The sequence below is a fragment of the Acinetobacter calcoaceticus genome (genome assembly GCF_016508255.1).
Lineage (GTDB): Bacteria > Pseudomonadota > Gammaproteobacteria > Pseudomonadales > Moraxellaceae > Acinetobacter > Acinetobacter calcoaceticus_E.
This window is the reverse complement of record NZ_JADVKT010000002.1, coordinates 26,556-41,709: the sequence shown is the minus strand read 5'-3', so window position 1 is coordinate 41,709 and position 15,154 is coordinate 26,556. Positions and strand designations below refer to the sequence as shown.

13 protein-coding genes are annotated in these 15,154 nt (G+C 39.4%); 9 read left to right on the top strand and 4 right to left on the bottom strand.

Annotation, left to right across the window (positions count from 1 at the left end; genetic code table 11):
• Window positions 1–105 precede the first annotated feature (105 nt).
• Together I5515_RS04135 and I5515_RS04130 are read right to left on the bottom strand one after the other, a co-directional pair.
• Window positions 106–1,425: an NCS2 family permease gene (locus I5515_RS04135; RefSeq protein WP_199964897.1), complete on the bottom strand. Its 1,320-nt coding sequence runs from the start codon at window positions 1,423–1,425 to the stop codon at window positions 106–108.
• Window positions 1,426–1,746: 321 nt separating this feature from the next.
• A complete protein-coding gene (locus tag I5515_RS04130) occupies window positions 1,747–1,974 on the bottom strand; it encodes a hypothetical protein (RefSeq protein WP_199964896.1) in 228 nt (75 codons plus the stop codon).
• Window positions 1,975–2,597: 623 nt separating this feature from the next.
• Here I5515_RS04130 and I5515_RS04125 point away from each other — a divergent pair.
• Window positions 2,598–3,320 carry a pirin family protein gene (locus tag I5515_RS04125; protein ID WP_199964895.1) on the top strand — a complete coding sequence of 241 codons (723 nt, stop codon included), beginning with the start codon at window positions 2,598–2,600 and terminating at the stop codon, window positions 3,318–3,320.
• Between the two features lie 72 nt (window positions 3,321–3,392).
• Here I5515_RS04125 and I5515_RS04120 read toward each other — a convergent pair whose 3' ends face one another.
• Window positions 3,393–4,013 carry a TetR/AcrR family transcriptional regulator gene (locus I5515_RS04120; RefSeq protein ID WP_199964894.1) on the bottom strand — a complete coding sequence of 207 codons (621 nt, stop codon included), beginning with the start codon at window positions 4,011–4,013 and terminating at the stop codon, window positions 3,393–3,395.
• Between the two features lie 523 nt (window positions 4,014–4,536).
• On the opposite strand from I5515_RS04120, the gene I5515_RS04115 reads away from it, so the two are divergent.
• The 4 genes from I5515_RS04115 to I5515_RS04100 all read left to right on the top strand — a co-directional run bounded on the left by I5515_RS04115 (window position 4,537) and on the right by I5515_RS04100 (window position 8,930).
• Window positions 4,537–5,496, top strand: a complete 960-nt coding sequence (locus I5515_RS04115) for a metal-dependent hydrolase (protein WP_199964893.1) — start codon at window positions 4,537–4,539, stop codon at window positions 5,494–5,496.
• A gap of 65 nt (window positions 5,497–5,561) precedes the next feature.
• Complete coding sequence (locus I5515_RS04110) at window positions 5,562–6,395, top strand: SDR family NAD(P)-dependent oxidoreductase (RefSeq protein WP_199964892.1); 834 nt, start codon at window positions 5,562–5,564, stop codon at window positions 6,393–6,395.
• Between the two features lie 22 nt (window positions 6,396–6,417).
• On the top strand, window positions 6,418–7,941 hold the full coding sequence (locus I5515_RS04105; RefSeq protein ID WP_199964891.1) for a flavin-containing monooxygenase: 1,524 nt from the start codon (window positions 6,418–6,420) through the stop codon (window positions 7,939–7,941).
• Between the two features lie 113 nt (window positions 7,942–8,054).
• Entirely contained in the window at window positions 8,055–8,930 is an 876-nt protein-coding gene (locus I5515_RS04100) for a class I SAM-dependent methyltransferase (RefSeq protein WP_199964890.1), read from the top strand.
• A gap of 10 nt (window positions 8,931–8,940) precedes the next feature.
• Here the strand turns inward: I5515_RS04100 and I5515_RS04095 are convergent, their stop codons facing one another.
• On the bottom strand, window positions 8,941–9,954 hold the full coding sequence (locus tag I5515_RS04095; protein WP_199964889.1) for an AraC family transcriptional regulator: 1,014 nt from the start codon (window positions 9,952–9,954) through the stop codon (window positions 8,941–8,943).
• A 136-nt stretch (window positions 9,955–10,090) separates the two neighbouring features.
• Between I5515_RS04095 and I5515_RS04090 the strand changes: the two genes are divergently transcribed.
• The 4 genes from I5515_RS04090 (at window position 10,091) to I5515_RS04075 (ending at window position 15,141) form a co-directional block, all read left to right on the top strand.
• A complete protein-coding gene (locus tag I5515_RS04090) occupies window positions 10,091–11,578 on the top strand; it encodes a flavin-containing monooxygenase (RefSeq protein ID WP_199964888.1) in 1,488 nt (495 codons plus the stop codon).
• Window positions 11,579–11,622: 44 nt separating this feature from the next.
• Entirely contained in the window at window positions 11,623–12,477 is an 855-nt protein-coding gene (locus tag I5515_RS04085) for an SDR family NAD(P)-dependent oxidoreductase (RefSeq protein WP_199964887.1), read from the top strand.
• 71 nt (window positions 12,478–12,548) lie between these two features.
• Entirely contained in the window at window positions 12,549–13,442 is an 894-nt protein-coding gene (locus tag I5515_RS04080) for an alpha/beta hydrolase (protein ID WP_199964886.1), read from the top strand.
• Between the two features lie 28 nt (window positions 13,443–13,470).
• Window positions 13,471–15,141 carry a GMC family oxidoreductase gene (locus I5515_RS04075; RefSeq protein ID WP_199964885.1) on the top strand — a complete coding sequence of 557 codons (1,671 nt, stop codon included), beginning with the start codon at window positions 13,471–13,473 and terminating at the stop codon, window positions 15,139–15,141.
• Window positions 15,142–15,154: the final 13 nt, after the last annotated feature.

Sequence of the window (15,154 nt, the reverse complement as noted above, 5' to 3'; positions counted from 1 at the left end):
CTCCACATCTAAAGAAAAAAGGGCGTGGTAAGCACACCCTTCTATACTTTCCTTCTTATATAACTATCATTTAAACAGTTCTAGAAGAAAATTTTTAAAATCGTATTAACCGCCAAACGCGATAAATTTAAATACCCAAAGAGCAGCAATAATCCATACCATGTATGGAACAGTTTTTGCCTTACCTGTGAATAATTTCACTAATGCATAGCTGATAAAGCCCATTGCAATCCCATCTGCAATTGAATAAGCAAATGGCATAAATACAATCGTTAAAAAGGATGGCACAGCTTCTGTAATGTCATCCCAATCAATGTGTGTGATCCCTTGGATCATCAATACACCAATGAATAATAAAGCTGGTGCAGTTGCAAAACCTGGCACAGATTGAGCAAGAGGCGCTAAAAATAAACAACAAACAAATAAGAAGGCAACAACAACCGCAGTTAAACCTGTACGCCCACCTGCTGCTACACCTGAAGCTGATTCAATATAAGGCGTAGTTGATGAAGTACCTAATGCAGCACCTGCTACAATTGCAGTAGAGTCAGCAAATAGTGCTTTTTTCAGACGTGGTAATTTACCATCCTTTAAAAGACCCGCACGGTGTGAAACGCCTACTAAAGTCCCGGTACTATCAAACAAATCAACAATAAAGAAGACAAAGATGACGCCGACCATACTTGCGGTAAATAGACCTTTAAAGTCCATTTGCATGAAAGTTGGTGCAATTGAAGGAATTTCACCAACAACACCCTTAAATTCATTTAAACCCAAAGCAGTAGCGATTGCTGTAACCACCAAAATACTAATAATGATTGCGCCGCGAACTTTCAAATGATGCAAAACTACAATGAGTAGAAAACCAAATAAAGCAAGCAATACTGTAGGTTGCTTAATATTGCCTAAACCCACTAAAGTGGCTTGGTTAGCCACAATAATTCCGGAGTTCTTTAGCGCGACAAGGGCAAGGAATAAGCCAATACCACCACCTATTGCAAATTTAAGCGACATTGGAATCGCATTTACAATAGCCTCTCGAATTTTAAAGAAACTAATTGCAAGAAAGACAAGACCTGAAACAAAAACAGCAGCTAAAGCTGTTTGCCATGGCACGCCCATACCCATACAAACTGAATAGGTGAAATAAGCGTTTAAACCCATACCAGGGGCCAGTGCGATTGGATAGTTAGCAATGATCCCCATTACTAAACAACCGATTGCTGCAGCCAAACAGGTCGCAACGAATACGGCGCCATGATCCATGCCGGTTTCAGATAAAATGAGTGGATTAACAATAATGATGTAACACATCGTTAGGAATGTAGTTACACCAGCAAGAACTTCTGTTCGGAACGTGGTTTTGTTGTCGCTTAACTTAAATAAACGCTCTAACCAGCCTACCGAAGAATTGGGCGCCGCCATAAGTAGCCTCTATACAAAATCTGAGCTGTGGAATATTTACTTCTATGTAGATAGCTGAACAATATTGTTTTTCTGTTCAGGGTTCTAGACAAGAATCTCAAATAAAAGAAGCAACAAATATGCCATTCATTTGATTTCAAGTTCCGTACATAGCCAGTAACCTCAGCCCTCTTTAAACACAAAAAAGCTGCATAACCCCTATGCAGCTTTTTTACTATACGTTCAATAAGTTTAACAGATTCAACAGAAACATGATCATAATTTATGAAAAGATATGATCAATGACAGTGTAAAAAGTCAGAAATTTATTAGGTAATATTGCTAGAAAATAATTTTTTTCTCTCCTATATATTCTTGCATATTATAAGAAGCCAAATTGCTGTGGTGAGCATGATTAGGATTGCGTTCGATACTTTGTAAATTTCTTTCTGCCTCATGAATGATTCTCATCAATTCTTCATGTTTTTTATTTTGATTGTCTAAATAGGCCCAGTAACCCAATACAAAGACGATACCCACACACAACATTATTAATACTTTATTGATCATTATTATTATCTCTATGTTTTTAATGTTAATGATCTTAACAAAAAAATATAGCTTTGTGAATATTTTCACATTTATTTACAAAAACACACCATCACTCAAATATTTGAAAAAAAAGGTGATTTTCAATATATCTTTGTGATTATTGATAAATATCAAACTTTTCCATTGAAAAGTCACTTTATTTTAATACCTAACTTATTTAGTTATTTTTAATATTAGCTTTTTATACGTTTTAATTATTAAGTTCATTTAAATATACAGTGTAGACAAATCAGTATATGGATTGAAATATTCGTGTCCTTTTGAGGCTTAAAATAGAATAAAAAGGTTCTATTTTTCTTTAAAGCATTTTCTTTTTAATTGTTGAGGTAGGTACTAATTTCTCCATTGCATCTTCAGCTTCAAACTTAAATTTCTCAATTCCGGCTAAAAGTGTTTTCACCTTATCTAAGAAAGTATCATTTTCTATTTCAACTTCCCTCTCATCCCTACATCTCACTAAGTAAATAGCTTGATCATTGATCGTTCTATAAATCGTACCAAGCTTTCTATTTTCAGGGCTTTACTCCAATAAACGCTACGATAAACTACACCCAGAGAAAAAATTAAATTAGGAGTAGATCATGTTTGATATGCGTTTATCTCACGAACGTGGTGCAGCACATCATGGTTGGTTACAATCAAAACATAGCTTTTCGTTTGCTAACTATTGGGATCCGAAACAAGTCGGTTTTTCAGACCTGCTCGTGATTAATGATGACAACGTTGCTCCATCTAAAGGCTTTGGTACACACCCTCACCGTAATATGGAAATTATTTCCTATGTACTTGAAGGTGCATTAGAGCATAAAGACTCTATGGGTACAGGTTCTGTAATTGTACCGGGTGACATTCAGCTTATGAGTGCAGGCCGTGGCGTTGCTCATAGTGAATTTAACCATTCCGCTCAAGAAGGTGTGCACTTCTTACAAATTTGGGTCGTTCCGAATGAAGTAAATACAGATCCGGATTATCAACAAATTCATGTTGATGAAACTGACAAACGCGGTAAATTGCATTTGATCATTTCACCAAAAGGTGGTGAGAAAACTTTATCTATCAAACAAGACATTCATATTTATTCTGGTCTTTTTGATGGTGAAGAAACTGCCGAATTTACGATTCCTGATGGTCGATATGTCTACCTACATGTTGCCAAAGGTCGCGTTGATGTAAATGGTAAAACCTTTAACACTGGCGATGCTGCCCGTATTCGTGAAGGTGGAAGCTTATCGTTTACCAATGGTGATAATGCTGAAATCCTGATTTTTGATATGCGTCCGGAAGAAGTTCCAACCATGCCATAATCAAATCAAGCCCTTACATAATTGTTTATGTAAGGGCTTTTTATATTTAAATTGGAGTCATACTGACGCGTTTCAATGCTCTTCTGAGCGTGCCATTTCTGTATTGATATAACTCATGATCATGGTGGTTAACCCCTGAACCATTTCATCAAAGCTAATATACGGATTTGGCAAAATAAGGTGCCGCGCAACATTAAAAATACCACTGTTAATACAGATATATGTAATTACAGCCAAATTATTGATTTTTAGGTATTTAGGATTATGCATCATATATTTCATGATGACTTCCATTAAAGCCTGCTCAATTTTTGGAATATATTTATCGTATTGCAATTCCCCTGCATAACGTAAAACCGTCAAATAGCGGTCATTATTTTTCTTTAATAAATCACTAAAGGTGTAAAAGATCATTTCAATCACAGGCTCCAACTCCAACGGTAAAATAGTCGGTGTAAGCTCGGTAATCATGTCCAGAATTTCCCGAACAAAAAAGTGATTCATTGCATCATAAATTTCTTCTTTATTTTTAAAATATTCGTATAAAGATCCGACACTCACCCCTGCAATTTCTGCAATGTGACGTGTAGTAGTTCCACTTGGCCCATGGAGTGCCACCGCAATAAAACCCGCTTCAATAATCGTGTCGACAGTGACTTTGGCTCGGGTTTGGCGAGGTTTACGCGTAGTCATACGATCTAATCAATAATCCGAACATAAAGTCAGATTAGCATGTAATCAAGGTAGGTTGAAATAAAAAAACAAAATCCGAATAGTTGTCAAACTTCATTAAAATAAAGCTAAAAAATAGCACTCATCAAGAACATTTAAACTATATCTCAGTCATCAAATTTCTGTTTACACAGTAAATTAAATTAATATTTTTCAAATATATACTTTTTTAAAAATTAACTTCCATATTATAAAAAACAAGTAATTCCTCTATTGATATGTTTAAAAATTTACCCGAATTGAATCCGAACATAAAGTCAGATTAATATGAAAAAATTAAAGAAGAGTCATTAATCGACGCTGGTCTATATCGAATCTTCTTTCCGTTATTCAGCCAAATAATCAAACAAATAACGGAGCAACAACACCGTAGTCAATGCAGAGAATCATCTGTTTTTGAAAATGGAATTTTTAGTGCTTTGTTGATCATTGAGTTTATTGATTTTCATCAAAATGCACCACTACTTTGTCTCAGGGTGTCGCCATGATCTCGACCACAGTTAAAAAATCATTGAACAAACTTAAATTTCACCGCGAAATTGAGTTACCAGATTTTGCTAGCAAAAGTACTATTCCAATCCGTCATTTAAATATTGGTTTTGATGGTAAGGAAATTGATGTCAGATTTTATATGGACAATCAATTTGCTACCTTGTTTTTTGCCACACTTTCGGTCTTTTTAACCTATGGCGAAGATCTAGTCATTGAAACCGCTCGCCACCATCGCGATTTTATTAAAGATCCAATATTGAAGCAGCGAGTTACTTCATTAATTGGCCAAGAGGCAATTCACTCAAAATTGCACAATGAATATAACGATGCGCTTCAAGATGCCGAATACCCTGTCGCGCTATATCGCTTTCTTGGCTCGAACTTCTTTAAATATGTTTTCTTAAAATTTCCCCAGCCACTTAAATTATCAATGATGGCGGGTATTGAGCATTTTACCGCGGTACTTGCTGAATATATGATGAAGCATGAAAAGAATTTCTATTATTCAGATGATGCAAAAAGCCGTGCTTTATGGATGTGGCACATGCTTGAAGAATCTGAGCATAAAGACATTGCCTATGATGTTTATCAACTCTTAAATGGTAGCTACCCATTACGAGCTTCTGGTTTCATCCTTGCTCTCATTACCATTTTAGGACTCATCCCTGCGACTACATTATTTGTTCCTGTTTTAAGAAAGCCGCAAGAAATGCTGACCTTAAAATTCTGGAAAGATGCGCGCCGTGGTGTGGGTTTAATCTTTGGACCTAAAGATGGTGTTTTCGGAAGTACCATTGGCCAAATTCTTGACTACTTACGTCCAGACTTCCATCCAAATGACCATGATACAACTGAATATCTTGAGTATTACAAAAAGAAATTACTCACCGAAGGCGGCGCAATTGCTCCTTACTTTGTTAAAGAATTTACCCCACCAGTACGCGTGTCTTAATCGTCCTGTATTTCCAGCTATCGCGCTGATAGCTGGTATCTCTCAAAGCTATTTATGGATGAATCATGATTTTATTTGGCAAAAAGAAAGTTAAACCAAGCCAAAAAGCTTATGCCGTAGTGACGGGTGCAGGCAGTGGGATTGGTCGAAGTTTTGCAATTGAGCTCGCAAAACGTGGTGGCAGCGTAGTCTGTGCAGATATTAATTTGGAAGCTGCTGAAGAAACCGTAAAACTTCTTGAACAAGAAGGTGCAAAAGCTTTTGCTATACGCTGTGATGTGGGTAATGCTGAACAAGTTACACATTTGGCCGAAACCGCTGAAATTTTAATGCAGCACCCTGTAACCCTACTCATTAATAATGCGGGTGTAGGCTTGGGTGGTAAGTTTGACGAGCTAAGCCTTGAAGACTGGAACTGGGTCATGAATATTAACCTTTGGGGTGTAATTCATGGTTGTCATGCATTTGTTCCAAAGTTTAAAAAGTTAGGTTACGGCGCAATTATTAATGTCGCTTCTGCAGCATCGTATACGGCTGCACCAGAAATGACCGCTTATAACGTGACTAAAGCGGGCGTGCGTGCGCTTTCAGAAACGCTTTCAGCTGAACTGCATAAGTTTAATATTAAAGTGAATGTACTCTGCCCGACGCTGGTTCCAACCAATATCATTAAAAATGGTCGAATTCCAGGACGCTATTCAAAGCTAGCAGACCATGCGCTGATGAACTATGCCTTCACGACAAGTGATGATGTCGCAAGATTAACGCTTAATCGCCTTGATCAGGATGAGTTGTATACCATTCCTCAGATTGATGCGAAGTTATTCTGGCTCATGAAACGTGCATCTCCAAGCTTGTATAACAAGTTCCTTGGCACATCGTACAAATTATTTAAATAAGAAATTTATAGGTAGTACACATATGACTGCTCAAATGAAAACAAATGCTTCAGCAAAAAAAGCTGTCAAATCACCAAACCATATTTTCGATACTTTTATTGTGGGTGCTGGCATTTCAGGTATTGCCGCTGCTATTCGCCTAGATCAAGTTGGTTATACCAATTATAAGATTATTGAAAAAGCTGGCCGTGTTGGTGGAACATGGCGTGAAAATACCTATCCAGGTTGTGGTTGTGATGTACCTTCTGCTCTTTACTCTTATTCATTTGCACCAAGTGCAAAATGGAGCCATTTATTTGCGCGCCAACCAGAAATCTTAAGTTATCTGGAAGATGTAAGTAACGAGTTTAATGTTACGTCTAAAATCGAGTTTAATAGCGAACTGCTCAACGCAGCATGGGATGACTCACGTCATGTGTGGGTACTTGATACCAGTACTGGTCAATATTTATCTAAAACCGTTATTTTTGCCACAGGTCCAATTACCGAAGCTCAAATTCCACGTCTTGAAGGCTTAGAAACATTTAAAGGCGAGATGTTCCATTCAGCTAAATGGAACCATGATTATGATTTGACAGGTAAACGCATTGCGGTGATCGGTACTGGTGCATCTGCTATTCAGTTTGTGCCACAAATTCAACCAAAAGCAAAAGAGCTTTTTGTGTTCCAACGTACAGCACCTTGGGTACTACCAAAACCAGATACGGATTTGGGCGAGTTTAGTAAATCAGTCATTGCTAAATATCCAGCTATTCAGGCGAGCTGGCGTAAAAGTGTAGCATTAACACTCAATGCGATTAATTTTGGTTTACGTAATCCACTTGCACTAAAACCAGTCAATGTATTGGGCAAGCAACTGCTTAAATTGCAAATTAATGACCCAGTGTTACGTAAAAATGTAACACCAAACTTTGATATTGGCTGTAAACGTATTTTGTTTGCCAACAATTACTACCCTGCGTTACAAGCACCAAACACGTCCCTGATTCCACATGGCTTAGTAAAAGTTGAAGGCAATACTGTTGTTGCTGCCAATGGTGAACGCCACGAAGTTGATGTGATTATTTGGGGTACAGGCTTTGAAGTATCTCACCCACCAATTGGTAAACGCGTCCATAATGAAAAAGGTCAATGTCTACAAGATATATGGAAAAGTAGTTCACCAGAGGCTTACTTGGGGACCAACATTGAAAATGTACCAAATGCATTTTTAGTTTTAGGGCCTAACGTACTGGTGTATGACTCTTTCATTGGTCTAGCAGAAGCACAGCTCGACTATATCGTAGATGGTTTGTTGAAAATTAAGAACAAAGGTATTAGCAAATTCAATGTTAAACCTGATGTGATTAAAAAGCATAACGACTTAGTACAAAAGCACTTGCAAACGACTGTATTTAATAGCGGCGGTTGTAAGAGTTACTACCTCGATGCAAACGGCCGTAATTTTGCTGCATGGCCATGGTCATTGAAAAAGCTAAAACAACGTTTGAAAAAAGTAGATTTGAAAGATTATGAAGTGACGTATCAAACGACGAAAACTCATTAATTTGTAATTTTGATCAAATCAGTTGTAAGAAACAGGCAGTGTATTTTAGATGTTCATGAAATACACTGCCTTCTTCGTTGAATATCTTCAAGAAATAAAAAAACAGGATAAAGATGAAAGAAGGACAATCAAGTCGTACCGCCGAAGCTGCTGCTGCATTACGAGCCAATCATTTTCAAAATACAAAGAACCCAGTATTTTCAGATCCTTATGCTTTTGAGCTAACCAGTAGAAGCTGGAAAAGACTTCTCTCTAACTCTCTTATTGTTAAAGTAATGAATTCAGCAGTTTTAAACCGTACTTTAGGTTTACTTACTGGGCAAGTGGTCGGACGCTCTCGTTATGCCGAAGATTTACTTGATCTAGCAGTTCAACATAATATTCAACAATATGTTTTGGTCGGTGCTGGTCTAGACTCATTTGTACTACGCGAGTCGCAGCATTATCCAACTTTAAAAATTTTTGAAGTTGACCATCCTGATACTCAAGCTGCCAAACAAGCCAAGTTAAAAAAGCTAGGAGATATTCCTGCTACCGTTGAGTTTGTTGCTATTAACTTTGAAAAAGAGTCTATCTCGGAAGCTTTGACCAGAAGTGTTTATGATTCATCCACTCCTGCATTTTTTTCTTGGTTAGGAACGACCCATTACTTAACCCCTCAAACGACCCTACAAACTTTAAAAAGTATTGCTGAATTTGCCGCAAACAGTAGTGAAGTTGTACTGGACTACTCAACCGATTTCCAAGAGTTACATGGTATTGAGCGACTTGGTAGCATGGGGGTTGCACAGTTTACCCATTTACTGAAAGAGCCTTTATTGGGGCAATTTAAGCCTTCTGATTTGCACCGTGCTGTTGAGGAAATGGGCTTTAAAGTGGTAGAAGATCTTTCAGGTGAAGCCATTACTGAACGTTATTTTAATGCACGATCAGATGAAATTCGTCACACCTCGGCAACGCGTTTATTACATTTGCGTTTGGATAAATAAAATCTATTTATTATTTATCAATTAATCGCATGGCATGAGGTGTCTTACCATGCCATCTTTTATAGGCATGAATAAAACTGGCAGGTTCTGCATAACCCAGCCACTCTGCAATTTGCTCAACCGAAGCCTTAGGCACAACCAAATATTGCTCTGCTAAAACTTGCCTGACTTCTTCACGAATCTGAATAAATGTCATCTCTTCTTGCGCCAAATGGCGGCGTAAAGTGCGCGCATTTAAATGCAACCGATCAGCAACAATTTCCATAGAAGGCATTTCACCTCGAATTCGCATCAATTGTTGTTGCACCAACACTGTAAACTTCTTTTGGGATTGGCGTTTATCTAAAATTTGTCGACATTGCTCTTCAGCCGTATGTAAAACCAGATCATTGGCCATCTGCAACTTCTGGTTTACTTTGTGAGCATCAAGTAGAACAAAGTTTTGAGCTGTACCAAACTCAGGTAGGATGCCAAACAAATCTATATACGGTTGTACATCGCCTTTAGGCTGAAAAGAAAAAGCCAAATATTGGCAAAAATTATCTTGTACAAGGTCGCGTTGTACCGTAATAAGAGCGGCTGAATCGCGTTCGATAATAAACTGCCTAACTGAAGATGGTATGCCCTCATCTTCGATCTCAATACGAGTACCCTCATCAGTATCTGAAACTAAAAAACGGGTAAAGGCAAAGGTTAATGAAAAATAAGTCAGTGCAAAATCAAGCGCTTCGCGAATGCTGGCACTACTCATGAGGGCCATGCCTAACGGCCCAAATGTTGTAAAGTGATAGCGCGCCCCTACTTCAAGGCCAAGTACAGGTCGATCTGCAAAAAGTTCAACCAGATTATGAATAAGCTGTAATTCCTGATGACCTGCAACCACCATTTGAGGGTCCAGCAATTGCTGCTGACTAATTCCAGTTCCTTTTAAAATGGCCTGATAAGAAACCCCCGATTCCACTGCAAAATCAGCCATGAGGCGAACACTATGTATGCTACGTTCAAATTCCCAAGCGTACGTCACTGTACTATCCAGAATGTCCTCGAATCACAATATTTTGTCCTCATCCATCCTCTAAATCAAGTAAATAAACGATTATGCTGCATACAGGAAACTGCGATTTTTTCGCCCACTGTTTTTAAGGATTTTATAGCAGCCTATGTTTAATTCGACGTCTAATTCAAATAAAAATGTACGTATCGCCATTATAGGCACTGGTTTCGGTGGCTTAGGCCTAGCCATTCGACTCAAACAAGCAGGTTTTGAACAATTTACTCTATTTGAAAAAGCTGCCGATGTCGGCGGTGTATGGCGTGATAATACTTATCCGGGTGCTGCATGTGATGTGCCTTCTCATCTTTATTCTTTTTCTTTTGAGCAAGAACTCGGCTGGAAAAATCGCTACGGGACCTCTCAAGAGATTTATCAATATTTACGCCACTGTGCCGACAAATATGACATTCGTCCGCATATTCAATTTAATACTGAAATTGCCAGTGCCGAATTTGATGCTCTGCAAGGTGTATGGCGCATTCAAAGTACGACTGGTGAACAGTTTGAAGCTGAATTTCTAGTCGGTGCTGTAGGTCAACTCAACCGCCCTGCCTATCCAAAACTTAAAGGTATTGAAAACTTTAAAGGCAAAGCATTCCACTCAGCGCGTTGGGATCACGACTATGACTTAACTGGCAAACGTGTTGCAGTGATTGGTACAGGTGCAAGCGCAATTCAGTTTGTACCTGAAATTGCAAAACAAGTAGCACATCTAGACGTTTATCAACGTTCAGCACCTTACGTGATTCCAAAACCAGATCGGGTTTACCAACCTTTAGAGAAAAAGGCTTTCCGTAAATTACCTATTTTGCAAAGTCTGGACCGCGCCTTGCAATATGGACACCATGAAATTCGCCTACTTGCTTTTACAACTTCACTCAATGAAATGCCTTTGGTGGAATATTTATTCCAACGCCACATCCGTAAAGTCGTTAAAGACTCCAAATTACGTCATCGTTTAATGCCAGACTACCCAATTGGTTGTAAGCGTATTTTGATTTCCAACCAGTGGTATGAAACACTGACTCAACCTCATGTCGATGTGATTAATACTGGCATTCAAGAAATTACCGAAAATGGTATTTTAGATCCGGAAGGAAATCTGCGTGAAGTCGATACCATTATTTATGGTACGGGCTTTGCCGCAACGGAATTTATGGCACCAATGCAAATTACAGGTCTTGATGGTCGCACCTTAAAAGACACATGGAAAGATGGTGCAGAAGCTTATCTCGGTTTAACTGTGAGCAGCTTTCCAAACTTCTTTATGCTCTATGGTCCAAACACCAATCTTGGGCACAACTCAATTGTTTATATGATTGAAAGCCAAGTGAATTATATTTTAGATGCCATTCAAACAACCATACAAAACAAACTTTTGTTCACCAATGTTCGTGCAGAAGTTCAACATGAGTTTAATCAAAGCATTCAAGAAAAAATGAAAAAAACGGTATGGGTACAAGGTTGCACCAGTTGGTACCAAACTGCTGATGGCAAAAATACCAATAACTGGCCAGGTTTTACTCTTGAATATCGTCAACGCACTCGTCGCTTCGATCTTGAAAACTACACTCAGGTTTCAGCTATCTCTTAAACAAGCTTCACCATAGGAAATGAGAAAAATAAACGGAGAATTTTATGAAAACATTTAAGAACAAAGTCGCTGCTGTGACAGGTGCGGGTTCCGGTATTGGACAAGCACTTGCAATTGCACTGGCAAAACAAGGCTGCCATCTGGCGCTTTCCGATATCAGTGAAGCGGGTTTAGCTAAAACTGTTGAACAGTTATCGGCTTATCCAGTCAAAGTAACCACGCAAAAAGTTGATGTCGCTAAGCGTGATGAGGTTGCAAATTGGGCGAAAGCTGTTGTAAATGAACATGGCCAAGTTAACCTGATCTTTAATAATGCTGGTGTCGCAATAGGTAGCACAGCCGAAGGTGTGAGCTATGAGGATCTTGAATGGCTCATTGGTATTAATTTTTGGGGAGTAGTTTATGGCACTAAAGAATTCTTGCCATTTTTAAAGCAAAGTGGTGATGGGCATATTATTAATATTTCCAGCATGTTTGGTTTAACAGCTCAACCAACCCAAAGTGCTTATAACGCCAGTAAATTTGCTGTTCGTGGCTTTACCGAGTCTCTACGCCAGGAACTTGATATGCAAAATGCTGGGGTTAGCGCGACCTGTGTTCATCCGGGTGGTATTCGTACCAATATTGCTAAAGCTGCCCGCATGAATAATAGTGTCCAGTCTTTAGGAATGGACCCTCTAAAAAGCCAAGATGCTTTCGATAAATTACTGCGTACCCCTGCTGACGAGGCTGCTCAACAAATTTTAGAGGCTGTTCGTAAAAACCGCCGCCGCTTACTGATTGGAGCCGATGCGAAAGTCGTTGATGTGATTCAACGTATTCTTCCACAAGGCTACCAAAAGATTTTTGGAGCCGCGACTGCTTTTCAAACTCGCCTACTCAACAAATCAGCAAAATAACAATAGCGGTCAGCATGCTCTTAATTTTGAGAGATGCTGACTTAATCACATGCTTAGTGTGAGTCATTATTATGAAGCAGCTTCTCGCATGGACCATTCGTACTACGCTACGTCCAGCTTTATCGCCTAGAACGCCATTGAAGCTACAACGTTTTTGTAGCGACGCAGCCAGTGCTATTGTGCTTGGGCCACGTGGATATAGAACAAAAAAGCAAACCATTGCTCAAGTACCAATAGTTCATATTCAGCCAAAAATGACTCAATCAGAATTGGGTATTTTGTATTTACATGGTGGTGGCTATGTTGTGGGTAGCTCAAAAAGTCACACTAAGCTTGCCGCTCAAATCGGACATGCAGCTCAGGCCCAAGTTTGGTTACCTGAGTATAGGTTAGCTCCAGAGCACACAAGCCCTGCTGCTATTAAAGATGTTATTGCAGTTTATAAAGTGCTACTTGCTCAAGGACAAGACCCCAAAACACTCGTAATTGCTGGGGATTCTGCTGGTGGTGGACTGAGTTTAAGCACAGCAATAGCTATTCGGGATGCGGGATTGCCGTTACCAGCTGCCTTGGTTTTACTTTCACCTTGGGTTGACTTAGGTCTCTCTGGCAGCGCTATGAAAACTCATGCTGCTCAAGATGCGATGCTCTCACCCGAATGGTTAGCTTGGTGCGCAAAAAACTATTGCGGACAAAAATCGGCAACCGATCCAACCTGTTCGCCACTCTATGCTGACTTAACTGGATTACCACCTGTTTTGATTCATGTCGGCACCGAAGAAGTTTTATTAGACGATGCAAAACGCCTCGCTGAAAAAACTGAAAAGTATGGTATTCCGACAAATCTTAGGATTTATGACCGAGTCGGACATGTTTTTCAATTTCATGCAGGTATACTAAACGAATCCGATGACTCAATTGAGCGCATTGGGCAATTCATTAATAAACATACACAGTCAATATAAAAAATATCACTAGACAGGAGCCTTCGTCATGACAACAAACAATTATGACTATGATTATCTCATTATTGGTTCAGGTTTTGGTGGTAGTGTTTCTGCCTGCCGTCTGACCGAAAAAGGCTACTCTGTGGCTGTAATGGAAATGGGACGTCGCTGGAAAGCTGAAGATTTTGCTAAAAACAACTGGAATACCCGTCGCTGGATTTGGCGTCCAGGCATGAAACTTTTCGGTTATTTTAATATGCGTTTTTTCCGCCATGTCACTATTATTTGCGGGAATGCCGTAGGCGGTGGCTCAATTACCTATGCCAATACTCTACTTGTTCCACCTGAACATATTTGGGATGAAGGCACATGGGCAGATGCTGCGGACTGGAAAAATGAAATGCCACAGCACTATGCCGAAGCAGAACGTATGCTTGGGGTGACTGATAATAAAATTTTAGGTCCTGCTGACCATATGCTTAAACAAATGGGCGATGCTGTTGGAGTTGGACATACATTTAAACCGACTCGCGTTGCGACGTTCTTTCCACCTGAAGGTGAACAAGGCGGAAAGACCTACCCTGACCCTTATTTTAACGGCGAAGGTCCAGACCGCGGAACTTGTACCGCATGTGGCGGCTGCATGACAGGTTGTAAGCACAATGCCAAAAATACTTTAGATAAAAACTATTTGTACTTTGCCGAAAAAAATGGCGCCAAGGTATATGAAGAAACCAAAGTTGTTGACGTTAAACCACTCAATGGTAAAGCTGATGGCAGCGATGGCTATGAAGTAACAACCGAATGTTCAAGCTCATGGTTTAATAAACAACGCCGTACATGGCGTGTTCGTAATGTGATTTTCTCAGCATCTTCTTTGGGAACTCAAGAGATGTTGTTCCGTTTAAAACAGTCTGGTTCTCTGCCAAATATTTCTGATGACTTAGGTAATCGGGTTCGTACCAATGCCGAGTCTATTTTAGGCGTGCGTTTCTTTGGTAAAGATGTTGATATGAGTAAAGGTGTTGCCATTGGTTCAAGTATTTACATTGACCATGATACCCATATTGAAGCGACACGTTACCAAAGTGGCTCAGATGCCATGGGCCTTATGTGTACTTATATGGCAAAAGGCAAACCGGGTTGGACACGTATTTTCTTTTGGTTATGGGCATTTTTGAGCCGCCCTTTTATATTTCTTCGCATGACTAACCCTGTCGGTTTTGCACGCCAAACCTTAATTTTCTTGGTGATGCAAACCGCTGATGCTTCTATTAACATGCGTTTGAAACGCAATTGGTTCTGGCCTTTTGGCAAGGTGTTATCGAGCGAAGGTAAAAAACTACCTGTTTATATTCCACAGGCCAATACCTTTACTGAAAAAGTTGCCAAAATGTTTAATGGGCACCCCATAACCACCATTACTGAAATTTTGTTTAATGTGCCTTTTACCGCCCACTGTATGGGAGGCTGTGCCATAGCTTCTAGCCCCGAACAAGGTGTAGTCGATGGACAAAACCGCGTGTTTAACTATAAAAATTTATATGTCGTAGATGGTTCAATGTTAGGTGCTAATTTGGGGGTTAACCCAAGTTTAACCATTACTGCTCTAGCAGAACGTGCAATGTCTTATATTCCAGCTAAACACACTTTAGGCGAACATCAAGATAATACAACTGATGCAGAAACCTTAGAGATCACGAAAGTCTCTGCTTAATCTAGTAATTTGT